Raw genomic sequence first — 13780 nt, 5'->3', positions numbered from 1 at the left:
CGCCCGGCGGGTCAGGCGGCGCTGACCTCGGGCTTGGTCCCGCGTCCGTCGGCATCGGGGGCGGAGCCGTCGCCCATCTCGCCGGGGGTCTCCTCGGAGGTCTCCACGAGCGTTTCCGCCGGGATGCCCGCCGGGATTTCCCTCGGCTTCTCTGCCGGGATTCCCGCTGGGGTCTCCTCCGGCAGCCGCCGCATCAGGACGGCGAACCCGGCCGCCGCCACCGTGCCGACGACCGCGCACAGGCCCCACAGCCACTCCGCCCCGAACCGGTCGATGACGACGCCGGACATGAGCGGGGCGAGCAGGGACGCCACGGCCCACGACATGGTGTACATGCCCTGGTAGCGCCCGCGCCCGTGCACGGGGGAGAGGCGGACGACGAGCCCCGTCTGGGTCGGCGCGTTGACGATCTCGGCGAGGGTCCACACGCAGACGGTGAGCGCGAAGACCCCGACGGACCCGGCGAAGGCGGTGAGCCCGAAACCGTACCCGGCGAGCACGGAGGAGATCACGAGCAGCCGGCCGGGGTCCCGGTGCTCGATGAACCGCGTGACCGGGATCTGCAGGGCGACGATGAGGATGCCGTTGACGGCGATGGCCATGCCGTAGTCGGCCGGGGTGAACCCGGCCTGGCCCATCGCCACGGGCAGCCCGACCGCCCCCTGCTGGAAGACGAACGCGACGAGGAAGGACAGCCCGACGAGCCCCATGAACCGCCGGTCGCGCAGCACGGTCCCGAGCCCGACGGCGTCCTGCCTGCCGCCCTGGGTCTCCTTGCCCGGCCGCGACTCGGGCAGCTTGAGGAAGACGACGACCGCGCAGACGAGGGTCATCCCGGCCTCGATGAGGAAGCCGGCGAGGTAGCTGACCTCGGCGATGAAGCCGGCGGCCATGGAGGAGACGGCGAAGCCGAGGTTGATGGCCCAGTAGTTGAGGGAGAAGGCCCGGACCCGGTCCTCCGGTCGCACGATGTCGGCCATCATCGCCTGCACGGCGGGCCGGGAGGCGTGCGAGGCCATTCCGATGAGGAAGGCGACACCGGCGATGGCGACGGGATGGTGCACGAACCCCAGGGCGGCGACGGAGAGGGCGGTGGCCACCTGGGCCACGAGCAGCGTGGGCCGCCGCCCGAGCCGGTCGGCCATGACGCCCCCGCCGAGGGACGAGACGACTCCCCCCAGCCCGTGCAGCGCGGCGACGAGCCCGGCGTAGGAGGCGGAGTACCCGCGGTCGAGCGTCAGATACAGGGCCATGAAGGTGGCGACGAAGGCCCCGAGCCGGTTGACGAGGGTGCTGGTCCACAGCCACCAGAACTCGCGGGGCAGCCCGGAGACGGTCTCCCGGGCGGCACGTCTCAAGGAGGTGACGGACATGAAGGATCCCCCGATGTAAGCGGCGCAGGCGGTAACGAGAACTTACGGAGGAAGGCCCGCCGGAGGCCACTCAATTAACAGAAACCGTCAACCGTCCGCCCTGCGGGCGGGGGGAAGGTGGACAGGGGGCCTTGGATTACGCTCATACGCATGGCCGACGCACCGTACAAGCTGATCCTCCTCCGCCACGGCGAGAGCGAGTGGAACGCGAAGAACCTGTTCACCGGCTGGGTGGACGTCAACCTCAACGAGAAGGGCGAGAAGGAGGCGGTCCGCGGCGGTGAGCTGCTCAAGGACGCCGGCCTGCTGCCCGACGTGGTCCACACGTCCCTCCAGAAGCGCGCGATCCGCACCGCGCAGCTGGCCCTGGAGTCCGCCGACCGCCACTGGATCCCGGTCCACCGCTCCTGGCGCCTGAACGAGCGCCACTACGGCGCCCTCCAGGGCAAGGACAAGGCCCAGACCCTCGCCGAGTTCGGCGAGGAGCAGTTCATGCTGTGGCGCCGCTCCTACGACACCCCGCCCCCGCCCCTCGAGGACGGCACGGAGTTCTCCCAGTCGGACGACGCGCGCTACGCGACGATCCCGCCGGAGCTGCGCCCCCGCACGGAGTGCCTGAAGGACGTCGTCATCCGCATGCTCCCGTACTGGTACGACGGCATCGTCCCCGACCTCCTCACCGGCCGCACGGTCCTGATCGCCGCCCACGGCAACAGCCTCCGCGCCCTCGTCAAGCACCTCGACGGCATCTCCGACGCCGACATCGCGGGCCTGAACATCCCCACGGGCATCCCGCTGTACTACGAACTCGACTCCGCCTTCAAGCCGGTCACCCCGGGCGGCCGCTACCTGGACCCGGACGCGGCCGCGGCCGCGATCGAGGCGGTCAAGAACCAGGGCAAGAAGAAGTAAGCGCACAGCAGTAAGTCCCTGACCCGCGAATTCTCCGCGGGTCAGGGACTTACTGGGGGCTGGGCCGTCTCTGGGCCGTCATGTGTTGTCTTGGCCCTGGCTTCTCCCTACGGGCAGTTCGCTTCGAAGATCAGCACGTAGGGGAGAGACGGACAGGGATGGCCTCTGCAAAGGACGCAGAACTCCTGGCACACGCTGAGACGCGCCAGTACGTCACGGCTGTCGTCGGTGCCCTTCGAGAGGTTGGGGGTCCGCGGAGTGAACGGTGGGACTGGCACGCGCCAGCGCCCTCTATTGGACGGAAGGCGAACCCGTCCTCCATGGCGGGCCATGGACGCGTGGAACAGTCGTGTTCTGGCGGATGACGGACGGCTGGCACTGCGCTCCCTTGGACGCACGCGGAGATCCTGAACGGGAGGCCGCACAGTCCCTTCCGATCGCCCCCCTGGCAACCCCTGGCGCTCTTGCCGAGTTCCTGTTGCGGCTGTTCCGGTCGGGCGTGACGGCCCAGGCAAATCCTGACGAGAGGGTGGCACACGTGCGCGTACCGGACCGCAGCAACACCGAGGCGTGATCGAACTCCCAAATCGGTGGTCGCTGGCGCGGCGGGCGCACAGGCCAGACGGCCGCGCCCGTGCCAGACGCGTGCCAGATCGCGCGGGCAACCACGGGGAATGACGGGGGCCAGGCCGGCGGCTAGCGAGGCTCCGTGGCCGCTCCGCCGCAGGTCAGCCCGCCGGCAACCGTCCGCAAGTAACCCAAGCTTCCCAAGCTGATGTCACATGTCAACGTCGACCAGTAGCCTGCGACGATCAGCCATGGAACGCATGGAGGCTTCGTGGAAGCTACCGCTCTCGTCAGTCCAGACCGATTGTGGTCGGCGCAGGAGGTCCTGGTGCGTCCGAGCCCTGTCCCGGCGGCGGCAGGGGTCTACGGGTGGCACTTCAAGCAGCCGCCCCACCAGGACCTGGACGCCGGGCGCCTGCTCTACGTCGGGATAGCACCGCGGTACATGGCGAACCGGACCAGCACGCAGAACCTGCGCAAGCGGGTGCGCTACCACTACCGGGGCAACGCGGCCGGCTCGACGCTGCGGCTCACCCTCGGCTGCCTGCTCGGACTCGAGCTCCGCCGCGTGGGCAGCGGCAAGCGGATGACCTTCGGCAAGGCTGGCGAGGCGACCCTGAGCCAGTGGATGGCGGACAATGCCCGGGTGTGCTGGATCGAGCAAGGCGACCCCTGGGACCTGGAGTCGCAGCTCATCTCCGAACTCGATCTCCCGCTGAACCTCGACCAGAACCGCCACAACGCGTTTCACAGTCGTCTGAAGGAGCTTCGGGCTCAAGCCCGCCAGCGGGCTCGGGACTTGCCCGTCGGTTCGTAGGTCGCTGAGCGGGCCGTTGGCCGGGCCGTCCCTGGGCCGTCCGAGGTCGCGCGACAGTGGCCAACGACGACCGTTCGGCTGCTCAGTAACCGCCCTGACCAGCAAAAAAACTCAGCTCCCCAAGATCCCCGACAACACCCGGGGCAAGAAGAAGTAACCGCCCACAAGCCTCCCGCGGACAGCGTGCGCGACAACGGCCCCCGACCGCATCACCCGGTCAGGGGCCGTTCAGTACGCCCGTCATACCGACAGCGGCACCGCGTGGATCTCGTCCGCCTTGTGGCCGGTGCGTTCGTGGACGCGTTGTACCGCATCCGCGGACGGGGCCTCGGAGAGGCAGTAGACGGTGCCGGACTCCGGGTCCGCCCAGGCGCGCTCGAAGTGCACGTTCTCTTCCGCCTCGATGGCCAGGTCGGCCTGGTGGGCCTCGTGCAGCTGGTCGGCTGTGATGCCCTTCATGCCGCGGTGGACGTCCATGAACCGGGTCATGACCGTGCACCCCCTCTCTGCTTTCTGTTTTCTCTTCCTTCGCCGCTCTTCCATGCTGCGCCCGGCCACCCTTCCCTGCGACCCGCCGAGCGTCACCGCGCGGACGGCACGGCTCCGCTGATGACGAGTGAGGGGTCCCGGTGGGAACACCGGGACCCCTCACTCGTCGTACGAGTACGGACGCGTACCCCTCAGCCGCACTGGCAGGGGTTGCCCGACTGGCAGCCGCAGCCGCATCCCGAGCCGCAGCCGCACGCGCCGATCAGGGTCAGGTTCCTGATCTCGGCCGGCTGCTCGGTCGGGCGTTCCTGGGTGGGGTCGGGCGTGGAGGTGCTGGGGGCTTCGGCCATGGGTTCCTCCTGGAGGCTAGAGCGCCTGTGTCCATTCCATGCCCGCTCCGCCGGGCGCATCAACGGCGCACGGAGGCTTCCCCACGCCCCTGACAGCCGCGGGACGCCGTGGCACACGCCTACGCTCCCCGGCTCCACGCCGGCTCCACGCCCCCCTCGGGGCCGGCCGCCCTACGCCCCCTCGACCGGCTGGATCTCCGTCGTCAGGTCCTGCTGGAGGTCGTCCGCGTGCTCACCCGTCACCAGGAACACGACCCGCTTGGCGACCGCGACCGCGTGGTCGGCGAAGCGCTCGTAGTAGCGGCCGAGCAGGGTGACGTCCACCGCCGTCTCGATGCCGTGCTTCCAGCGCTCGTCGATGAGGTGCTGGAAGAGCGTGCGGTGCAGCAGGTCCATGGCGTCGTCGTCCGTCTCCAGCTGGAGCGCGAGGTCGACGTCCTTCGTGATGATCACCTCGGCCGCCTTCGCCATCAGGCGCTGGGCGAGCTGGCCCATCTCCAGGATCGTGGCGTGCAGGTCCTGCGGCACCGCCCGCTCGGGGAAGCGCAGCCGGGCCAGCTTCGCCACGTGCTGGGCGAGGTCGCCGGAGCGCTCGAGGTCGGCCGACATGCGCAGCGACGTGACGACGATCCGCAGGTCCGTGGCCACCGGCTGCTGCCGCGCCAGCAGCGCTATGGCCCGGGCCTCCAGGTCGTGCTGCAGTTCGTCGACCTTCTTGTCGGCCTCGATCACGCTCTCGGCCAGCTTCAGATCGGCATCGAGGATGGCGGTCGTGGCGCGCCCGACGGCCGACCCGACCAGCCGGGCCATCTCCACCAGACCGTCGCCGATCGAGTCCAGTTCCTCGTGGTACGCGTCCCGCATCAGGGTTCCCTCTCGTGCGTCGCTTGGGGGCTCCGGGGGCCAGAACCGGCCGTACAACCGGCCTGCGAACCCCACGGTGCCACGGTCGGCCCCCTACGCGTCGGATTCCGTCACCTCAAATGAACCACCACTGGCTCCAAGGTGAACTCTGGGCGACGAGTGTTCCAGCTCCCACCTCGATGGCTGTGGCCAGGCCGGATGCCATGCCTAACCTGGACCTCATGGACGTGAACGCGGCGGTCGCCGCAGCGGCAGCGATCGCCGGGGTGCTCACCGGCGTGATCGCCATGCTGGCGTTCCGTTGGAGCGAACGCGACCAGAACCGACCCACCAGGACTTCCTTGCACACCGATCCCGTGCTGCCTCCGGGCGTCGACACCGTCCTCTCCGTCCTCCGTTCGTCGGCCGTCGTCCTCGACGAGGCCGACGCCGTCGTCAAGGCCAGCTCCGCCGCGTACGCCCTCGGGCTCGTCCGTGGCGGCAAGCTCGCCGTCGAACCCATGCTCCAGATGGCGCGGGACACCAGACGGGACGGGGAAATACGCCAGGTCGAGCTGGACCTGCCCCGGCGCGGTACGGGACGCGGGGAGGCCCTCGCGGTCTCCGCCCGGGTCGCGCCGCTCGGCTCCCGGCTCGTCCTCCTCCTCGTCGAGGACCTCACCGAGGCCCGCCGTATCGAGGCCGTACGGCGGGACTTCGTCGCGAACGTCAGCCACGAACTGAAGACGCCGGTCGGCGCGCTCTCCCTGCTCTCCGAGGCTGTCATGGACGCTTCCGACGACCCCGAGGCGGTGCAGCGTTTCGCCGGCCGGATGCAGATCGAGGCGACGCGGCTGACCAACCTGGTCCAGGAGCTCATCGACCTCTCCCGGGTGCAGAACGACGATCCCCTCGAGGACGCCGAGCCGGTCCGCGTGGAGGAGCTGGTCGCCGAGGCCGTCGACCGCTGCCGCCACCAGGCGGGCGCCAAGCAGATCACCATGGCCGCCGGCGGCACGGCCGACCTGCACGTCTGGGGGAACCGGGGCCAGCTCGCCGCCGCCCTCGGCAACCTGGTCGAGAACGCCGTCAACTACTCACCCGCCCGCACCCGCGTCGGCATAGCCGCCCGCCGGGTGACCGTGAACGGCGGGGACCTGATCGAGATCGCGGTGACCGACCAGGGCATCGGCATCTCCGACAAGGACAAGGAGCGCATCTTCGAGCGCTTCTACCGCGTCGACCCGGCCCGTTCCCGTGCCACCGGCGGCACGGGCCTCGGGCTGGCCATCGTCAAGCACGTGGCCGCCTCGCACGGCGGGGAGGTCACGGTGTGGAGCGCCGAGGGACAGGGCTCCACCTTCACGCTCCGGCTGCCGGAGGCGGGTGTCGCCCGCGAGCGCGCCCACCAGCACCCCGACCCCGACGACTACGAGAACGAGAACGAGGACGAGGCCGACGGCTCCGCCGGAGGCACCCGTCCTTCCTCATCCCCTTCCTCACCGCCTGACTCAACCGCGTACCAGACGCTTTCCGCCCCGGAGGTCCTTCCGTGACCCGAGTGCTCGTCGTCGAGGACGAGGAGTCCTTCTCCGACGCCCTGTCGTACATGCTCCGCAAGGAGGGCTTCGAGGTCGCCGTCGCGACCACCGGGCCCGACGGACTCGACGAGTTCGAGCGCAACGGCGCCGACCTCGTCCTCCTCGACCTGATGCTGCCGGGGCTGCCCGGCACCGAGGTGTGCCGCCAGCTGCGCAGCCGCTCCAACGTCCCCGTCATCATGGTGACCGCCAAGGACAGCGAGATCGACAAGGTCGTCGGCCTGGAGATAGGAGCCGACGACTACGTCACCAAGCCGTTCTCCTCGCGCGAGCTGGTGGCCCGTATTCGCGCGGTGCTGCGCCGCCGCGGCGAGCCGGAGGAGGTCACCCCGGCGGCGCTGGAGGCCGGCCCGGTCCGGATGGACGTCGACCGCCACGTCGTCACCGTCTCCGGCTCGAAGGTCGACCTGCCCCTGAAGGAGTTCGACCTGCTGGAGATGCTCCTGCGCAACGCGGGCCGCGTCCTGACCCGCATGCAGCTCATCGACCGCGTCTGGGGCGCCGACTACGTCGGAGACACCAAGACCCTCGACGTCCACGTCAAGCGCCTGCGCGCCAAGATCGAGCCGGACCCGGGCGCGCCGCGGTACCTGGTGACGGTCCGCGGCCTCGGCTACAAGTTCGAGCCGTAGGAAGCATTCTGGAGCCGTAGGGAGCGTCGGAAGCGCCCTGCGGCACGTACGGCGGAAGGGCGGCACCCTCGCGGGGGTGCCGCCCTTCCGCCGTACGTCGAGGTCTCGTACGTCGAGGTCTCGTGTGCCGAGGCCGCGCCGACCGAGGCCTCTCCCGTCGCAGGCCCCGTGTGTCCGAGGCCGCGGACGTCTGGACGCCGGAGGACCCGGACGTCAGAGGCTCAGTGGCCGGTCTCCGCCGACTCCGACGCGGTCGCCGAGGCCGTGTCGCTCGGGGAGCCGCCCTCGGTCGTGCCCTCGCCCTCGGCACCCTCGTGGCCCGGCGTCCCGGAGGGCGACTCGGTCACGGACGGGGACGCGGACCCCGCCGGGGCGGTCGGGACCTCCGTCGGGCCCCACTTGGTGAAGTAGCTCTCGGCGGGGACGACGAAGGCGCGCAGGCTGATCTCGCCGGTCTCGCTGAAGGTGAAGGTGATCTTCTGGGCGTTGCCGTCCTGGACCGCCTCACGGCTGCTGGGCAGGACGGCGGTGGCGTTGTTCTCGCCGCCGATGACGACCGAGCCGCCGGCCGGGATGGTCAGCTTGCCGCTGCCCTTGGCGGGCTTGAGCTCGGCGGTCTTGCCGGTGCCGTCGACGGAGATCGACTCCAGCGTCTGCGCGGTGCGGCCGCTGTTGAAGACGGTCGCCGACACCACGGCCGGGCCCGTCGACTCCAGGTCGGGCTGGGTGATGATCACGACGTTCTGCAGCTTGATGTCGCCGACGCTGGTGGCGGCGTTGTCCGGCTTGATCTCCAGCGTCTGGGCGTCGTTGCCGGCGCCGCACGCGGCGAGCGTGGCGATCGAGAACGCGATGGCGGAGGCGGCGAGGGCGCCGCGTCGAAGGCTGCTGCTCACGGCGGCGGCATCTCCTTGGAACGCAGGGGCAGCTCTCCTTGGATAAAGCCGCCCTAAGGGTCTGTCAGCGGGCCTTAGGTTACCGAGCCGTTCCCGCGCCGCCGCACCCGACCCGCCTCTAGCGCCCTCCGGGGCCCCGCAGGGCGCCGTACCTGCACCTCGTCCCCTCCGTCAGAGCGGTCCGCCTGGTCCCTTCCGTCACTCTGGTCACGCCACTCACAGCGACCCGGAGTCACATTGGCTTCTTGGTGATCGTCCGGACGTCGTCCCGCATTCACATAAGCGCCGCTCAGCCGGGATCCCGGATTTTCCGTGCGGGAATGCGGGACCGTCCGCGGAATTGATCACCGGCTGTCCGGCCGCCGGTGTGATCAATTCCGGAAACGGCGCGGATGCGACCGCGGACGCCGAACGGAGTAGCGTAAGTCGCACATCTGGAACCGGACATATGGGGATGTTGCGCCGTTGGGAGGGGGCTCCGGATGTGTGTAACGTACGCGTTTCACCCCCCTCGAAGAGCGGCTCCGACCTGCGAATACCTGCTTCCGGTGCCCGGTCGCAGCACGTTCCTGTCGCTGTTGTCAAGCCCCGAGATATGCCCTGACCTGCGAAAACGCCATTCAGAAGACGCCGTATCCGTGTTACCCTGGATAGCCACGGAAGGGGTACCTGTCACATGACGTTCAAGGTTGGCGACACCGTGGTCTATCCCCATCACGGGGCCGCGCTGATCGAGGCCATCGAAACTCGCCAGATCAAAGGCGTGGACAAGACCTACTTGGTGCTGAAGGTCGCCCAGGGTGACCTGACGGTACGTGTGCCAGCGGACAATGCGGAGTTCGTCGGCGTGCGTGATGTGGTCGGTCAGGACGGACTGGACCGGGTCTTCGAGGTGCTGCGCGCGCCGTACGCCGAGGAGCCCACGAACTGGTCGCGTCGTTACAAGGCAAATCTGGAGAAGCTCGCCTCCGGCGATGTCATCAAGGTCGCGGAAGTCGTGCGTGACCTGTGGCGTCGTGAGCGTGAGCGTGGACTCTCCGCCGGTGAGAAGCGCATGCTCGCCAAGGCCCGCCAGATCCTGGTGAGCGAGCTCGCGCTCGCGGAGAACACGAACGAGGACAAGGCCGAGGCGCTCCTCGACGAGGTCCTCGCGTCCTGACGCCGACGCAAGCCGGCCTCGGTTCAGCACAGTGAAATGCCGCGGTGCCCGATGACGTATTTCCTGTCGCCGGGCGCTGCGGCATGTTCGCGTTCCCAGCCCCGTACGCCTGTTCTTCCCCCGGGGAACTCCCCCGAGTCCTGGCGTGCCGGGCCCGGGCAGCTGGCTCGACCGGCGCGTCACGGAAGGGTCCGGTCAAGGCGTCGCGCCCGGCACGCTGTCTCCGTACCCACGTAGGCCCGGCCGTCAAACCGGCGTTCGCCGGACAACGCCCGGCACGCACGCTCGCCGCGCCGCCGGAAGCACACAAAGCCGCCGGAAGCACACAAACATGACAGGAACCGATGTCTGACGATTCGCTTCCCGCTCCCGCCCCCGCCCGCACGGCCGCGGTGATTCCGGCCGCCGGCCGGGGCGTACGCCTCGGTCCGGGCGCCCCCAAGGCGCTCCGCACCCTGGGCGGGACCCCCATGCTGATCCACGCGGTGCGCGCCCTCGCCGCCTCCCGCGCCGTCACCCTCGTGGTCGTCGTGGCCCCGCCGGAGGGCACCGCCGAGGTCAAGTCGCTGCTCGACGCGCACGCGCTGCCCGAGCGCACCGACTTCCTCGTCGTCCCCGGCGGCGAGACCCGGCAGGAGTCCGTCAAGCTGGGCCTGGACGCGCTGCCGCCCGGCTACGACATCGTCCTCGTGCACGACGCCGCCCGCCCGCTGGTGCCCGTCGACACCGTCGACGCGGTGATCGAGGCGGTCCGTGAGGGCGCCCCGGCCGTCGTCCCGGCGCTCCCGCTCGCCGACACCGTCAAGGAGGTCGAGCCGGCCGCGACCCCGGGTGACCCCGAGCCGGTCGTCGCCACCCCCGAGCGTGCTCGCCTCCGCGCCGTCCAGACGCCCCAGGGCTTCGACCGGGCCACGCTGGTCCGCGCCCACGAGACGGTGACCGGCGACGTCACCGACGACGCCGGCATGGTCGAGCGGATCGGCCTGACGGTCGTGGTCGTTCCCGGCCACGAGGAGGCCTTCAAGGTCACCCGCCCGCTCGACCTGGTCCTCGCGGAGGCCGTCCTGGCGCGCAGGAGGCTCAACGATGGCTTCTGAGGCGCCGCTCGTCCTGCCCCAGGTCGGCATCGGCACCGACATCCACGCCTTCGAGGAGGGCCGCGAGCTGTGGTGCGCGGGCCTGAAGTGGGAGGGGGAGGGCCCGGGGCTGGCCGGGCACTCCGACGCGGACGTCGTCGCGCACGCCGCGTGCAACGCCCTCTTCTCCGCCGCCGGGCTCGGTGACCTGGGTCGGCACTTCGGCACCGGCCGCCCCGAGTGGTCCGGCGCCTCCGGTGTCACCCTCCTCACCGAGGCCGCCCGGATCGTCCGCGAGGCCGGCTTCACCATCGGCAACGTCGCCGTCCAGGTCGTCGGCCCCCGTCCCAAGATCGGCAAGCGGCGCGAGGAGGCGCAGAAGCTGCTGTCGGAGGCGGCGGGAGCACCGGTGTCGGTGTCCGGGGCGACGACGGACGGACTCGGCTTCCCCGGCCGTGACGAGGGCCTGATGGCGATCGCGACGGCCCTGGTCGTGCGCACGGGCTGACCCGTGCCGCGCCGTGTCACGAATGTGTGGCCCTTGGGTGGAAGGGCGCGGGGCACCATCCCACGCCCACTACCCTGGAGTGGTGACTATTCGCCTGTACGACACCAGCGCCCGGCAGACTCGTGACTTCATCCCGCTCCAGCCGGGTTGCGTCTCGATCTACCTGTGCGGTGCCACCGTGCAGGCGGCTCCGCACATCGGGCACATCCGCTCGGGCCTGAACTTCGACATCCTGCGCCGCTGGTTCACCTACCGCGGCTACGACGTCACGTTCGTCCGCAACGTCACCGACATCGACGACAAGATCATCACCAAGTCCCACGACCAGGGCCGCCCCTGGTGGTCCATCGGGTACGACAACGAGCGGGCGTTCAACGACGGTTACCGGGCCCTCGGCTGCCTGCCGCCGACGTACGAGCCGCGGGCCACCGGGCACGTCCCCGAGATGATCGAGATGATGCGCGGGCTCATCGAGCGCGGTCACGCCTACGAGGCCGACGGCAACGTCTACTTCGACGTGCGCTCCTTCCCGGCCTACCTGCGGCTGTCCAACCAGGAGCTGGACAACCTGCTCCAGCCGTCGGGCGAGGGCGAGACGGGCAAGCGGGACCCCCGCGACTTCGCGATGTGGAAGGCCGCCAAGCCCGGCGAGCCGAGCTGGGAGACGCCGTGGGGGCGGGGCCGGCCCGGCTGGCACCTGGAGTGCTCGGCGATGGCCCACAAGTACCTGGGCAGTGCCTTCGACATCCACGGCGGCGGCATCGACCTGATCTTCCCCCACCACGAGAACGAGATCGCCCAGGCCAAGGCCTACGGCGACGAGTTCGCGCGGTACTGGGTGCACAACGCCTGGGTCACCATGAGCGGCGAGAAGATGTCCAAGTCGCTGGGCAACTCGGTGCTGGTGTCCGAGATGGTCAAGCAGTGGCGGCCCATCGTCCTGCGCTACTACCTCGGCACCCCGCACTACCGCTCGATGATCGAGTACAGCGAGGAGGCCCTGCGCGAGGCCGAGTCGGCGTTCGCGCGGATCGAGGGCTTCGTGCAGCGCGTCGTCGAGCTGGCCGGGGGAGCCGTCGAGCCCACCGCCGACGTGCCGCCCGCCTTCGCCGAGGCGATGGACGACGACCTGGGTGTGCCGCAGGCGCTCGCCGTCGTGCACACCACCGTCCGACAGGGCAACAGCGCGCTGGCCGCCGACGACAAGGAGGCCGCCGTGGCCCGCCTGGCCGAGGTCCGCGCCATGCTCGGCGTCCTCGGCCTCGACCCCCTCGACCCGCACTGGGCCGGGGAGAACGACCGCGGCGAGGACCTGCACGGCGTCGTCGACAGCCTCGTACGACTCGTCCTCGACCAGCGGGAGGCGGCGCGCGCCCGCAAGGACTGGGCGACCGCGGACGCCATCCGCGACCAGCTCAACCAGTCGGGCCTCGTCATCGAGGACGGCCCGCAGGGGCCGCGCTGGACGCTCGGCCCGCGCTGAGCGCTTCTGATCGATCCTTGATCGATTGTGCCGCCCGGGCGTCCGGGCGGCACACTGCATTACGTACACACACACGCATCACGACAGACGGGTAGGTCATGGCCGCTAACAACCGCCGCATGTCCGGCAAGAAGGGCGCGCAGGTCGGCAGTGGCGGCCAGCGACGCCGGGGCCTGGAGGGCAAGGGCCCGACCCCGCCCGCCGAGATGCGCAAGGGCCACAAGAAGAACCGCATCGCCACCGCCAAGGCGAAGCAGACCGCACGCCGCCCGGTGCCGCGCGGCCGCGGCGGCAAGTCGGCGTCCGAGCTGGTCGTCGGCCGCAACCCGGTCGTCGAGGCGCTGCGTGAGGGCGTGCCCGCTTCCACGCTCTACGTCCAGCAGTTCATCGACAACGACGAGCGGGTGCGCGAGGCGCTGCAACTGGCGGCCGAGCGCGGCGGGATCAACCTCATGGAGGCCCCGCGCCCCGAGCTCGACCGCATGACGAACGGCCTCAACCACCAGGGCCTGGTCCTCCAGGTCCCGCCGTACGAGTACGCGCACCCCGAGGACCTCGCCCAGGCCGCGTACGACGACGGCGAGGACCCGCTGATCGTCGCGCTCGACGGCGTGACCGACCCGCGCAACCTCGGTGCCGTCGTCCGGTCCGTCTCCGCCTTCGGCGGTCACGGCGTGGTCGTCCCGGAGCGCCGCGCGGCCGGCATGACCGCCGGAGCCTGGAAGACGTCCGCCGGCACGGCCGCCCGCACGCCGGTCGCCCGCGCCACCAACCTCACCCGCGCCCTGGAGGCGTACAAGAAGGCCGGCATCGTGGTCGTCGGTCTCGCCGCCGACGGCGAGTCGGAGATCGGCGAACTGGAGGCCCTCGAGGGCCCGGTCGTCATCGTCGTCGGCAGCGAGGGCAAGGGCCTGTCCCGACTGGTCGGCGAGACCTGTGACGTCCGGGTGCGGATTCCCATGCCGGGTGGGGCGGAGTCGCTCAACGCCGGTGTGGCGGCGGGGATCGTGCTGTACGAGGCGGCGCGTCGGCGGCGCTGAACAAGCGTCCGCCGTCTCACCTGAACGGGTCAAT

General features: G+C 70.5%; 14 protein-coding genes. 9 read left to right on the top strand and 5 right to left on the bottom strand.

Translation table 11 applies throughout. From position 1 onward, the window contains the following. Positions 1-11 precede the first annotated feature (11 nt). The gene (locus ACF1A1_RS24545) at positions 12-1373 is read right to left on the bottom strand and encodes an MDR family MFS transporter (RefSeq protein WP_392002732.1); all 1362 of its coding nucleotides are present in this window, start codon (positions 1371-1373) and stop codon (positions 12-14) included. A 150-nt stretch (positions 1374-1523) separates the two neighbouring features. On the opposite strand from ACF1A1_RS24545, the gene ACF1A1_RS24540 reads away from it, so the two are divergent. Continuing rightward, a complete protein-coding gene (locus tag ACF1A1_RS24540) occupies positions 1524-2285 on the top strand; it encodes a phosphoglyceromutase (RefSeq protein WP_392002731.1) in 762 nt (253 codons plus the stop codon). Between the two features lie 895 nt (positions 2286-3180). After that, a complete protein-coding gene (locus ACF1A1_RS24535; protein WP_392002729.1) occupies positions 3181-3669 on the top strand; it encodes a GIY-YIG nuclease family protein in 489 nt (162 codons plus the stop codon). A 240-nt stretch (positions 3670-3909) separates the two neighbouring features. On the opposite strand, the gene ACF1A1_RS24530 is transcribed toward ACF1A1_RS24535, so the two are convergent. The 3 genes from ACF1A1_RS24530 to phoU form a co-directional block, all read right to left on the bottom strand. Beyond that, positions 3910-4158 (bottom strand): SCO4226 family nickel-binding protein, encoded by a 249-nt coding sequence (locus ACF1A1_RS24530; protein ID WP_392002727.1) that lies wholly within the window; start codon positions 4156-4158, stop codon positions 3910-3912. 191 nt (positions 4159-4349) lie between these two features. Continuing rightward, on the bottom strand, positions 4350-4508 hold the full coding sequence (locus tag ACF1A1_RS24525; protein ID WP_392002726.1) for a hypothetical protein: 159 nt from the start codon (positions 4506-4508) through the stop codon (positions 4350-4352). 171 nt (positions 4509-4679) lie between these two features. Beyond that, positions 4680-5372, bottom strand: a complete 693-nt coding sequence (gene phoU / locus ACF1A1_RS24520; RefSeq protein ID WP_392002725.1) for a phosphate signaling complex protein PhoU — start codon at positions 5370-5372, stop codon at positions 4680-4682. Between the two features lie 221 nt (positions 5373-5593). Here phoU and ACF1A1_RS24515 point away from each other — a divergent pair, with 221 nt between their 5' ends. Together ACF1A1_RS24515 and ACF1A1_RS24510 are read left to right on the top strand one after the other, a co-directional pair. Beyond that, on the top strand, positions 5594-6907 hold the full coding sequence (locus tag ACF1A1_RS24515; protein ID WP_392002724.1) for a sensor histidine kinase: 1314 nt from the start codon (positions 5594-5596) through the stop codon (positions 6905-6907). Beyond that, the gene (locus tag ACF1A1_RS24510; RefSeq protein ID WP_385078381.1) at positions 6904-7584 is read left to right on the top strand and encodes a response regulator; all 681 of its coding nucleotides are present in this window, start codon (positions 6904-6906) and stop codon (positions 7582-7584) included. Before ACF1A1_RS24515 ends, ACF1A1_RS24510 begins: the two co-directional genes overlap by 4 nt. A 221-nt stretch (positions 7585-7805) precedes the next feature. Here ACF1A1_RS24510 and ACF1A1_RS24505 read toward each other — a convergent pair whose 3' ends face one another. After that, positions 7806-8480 carry a DUF461 domain-containing protein gene (locus tag ACF1A1_RS24505; RefSeq protein ID WP_392002722.1) on the bottom strand — a complete coding sequence of 225 codons (675 nt, stop codon included), beginning with the start codon at positions 8478-8480 and terminating at the stop codon, positions 7806-7808. 676 nt (positions 8481-9156) lie between these two features. Between ACF1A1_RS24505 and ACF1A1_RS24500 the strand changes: the two genes are divergently transcribed. The 5 genes from ACF1A1_RS24500 (at position 9157) to rlmB (ending at position 13746) form a co-directional block, all read left to right on the top strand. Further along, complete coding sequence (locus ACF1A1_RS24500; protein WP_003953493.1) at positions 9157-9639, top strand: CarD family transcriptional regulator; 483 nt, start codon at positions 9157-9159, stop codon at positions 9637-9639. A gap of 344 nt (positions 9640-9983) precedes the next feature. Beyond that, positions 9984-10736 carry a 2-C-methyl-D-erythritol 4-phosphate cytidylyltransferase gene (ispD, locus tag ACF1A1_RS24495; protein WP_392002720.1) on the top strand — a complete coding sequence of 251 codons (753 nt, stop codon included), beginning with the start codon at positions 9984-9986 and terminating at the stop codon, positions 10734-10736. Then, entirely contained in the window at positions 10726-11223 is a 498-nt protein-coding gene (gene ispF, locus ACF1A1_RS24490; RefSeq protein ID WP_392002719.1) for a 2-C-methyl-D-erythritol 2,4-cyclodiphosphate synthase, read from the top strand. The genes ispD and ispF overlap by 11 nt, the downstream gene beginning before the upstream one ends. Positions 11224-11305: 82 nt before the next feature. Next, positions 11306-12706: a cysteine--tRNA ligase gene (gene cysS, locus ACF1A1_RS24485; RefSeq protein WP_392002717.1), complete on the top strand. Its 1401-nt coding sequence runs from the start codon at positions 11306-11308 to the stop codon at positions 12704-12706. Between the two features lie 98 nt (positions 12707-12804). Further along, complete coding sequence (rlmB, locus tag ACF1A1_RS24480) at positions 12805-13746, top strand: 23S rRNA (guanosine(2251)-2'-O)-methyltransferase RlmB (protein WP_392002716.1); 942 nt, start codon at positions 12805-12807, stop codon at positions 13744-13746. The last annotated feature ends 34 nt before the right edge of the window (positions 13747-13780 follow it).

The sequence above is a fragment of the Streptomyces sp. NPDC014995 genome (assembly GCF_043080745.1).
GTDB lineage: Bacteria > Actinomycetota > Actinomycetes > Streptomycetales > Streptomycetaceae > Streptomyces.
This window is presented reverse-complemented; position numbering and strand designations above follow the sequence as displayed.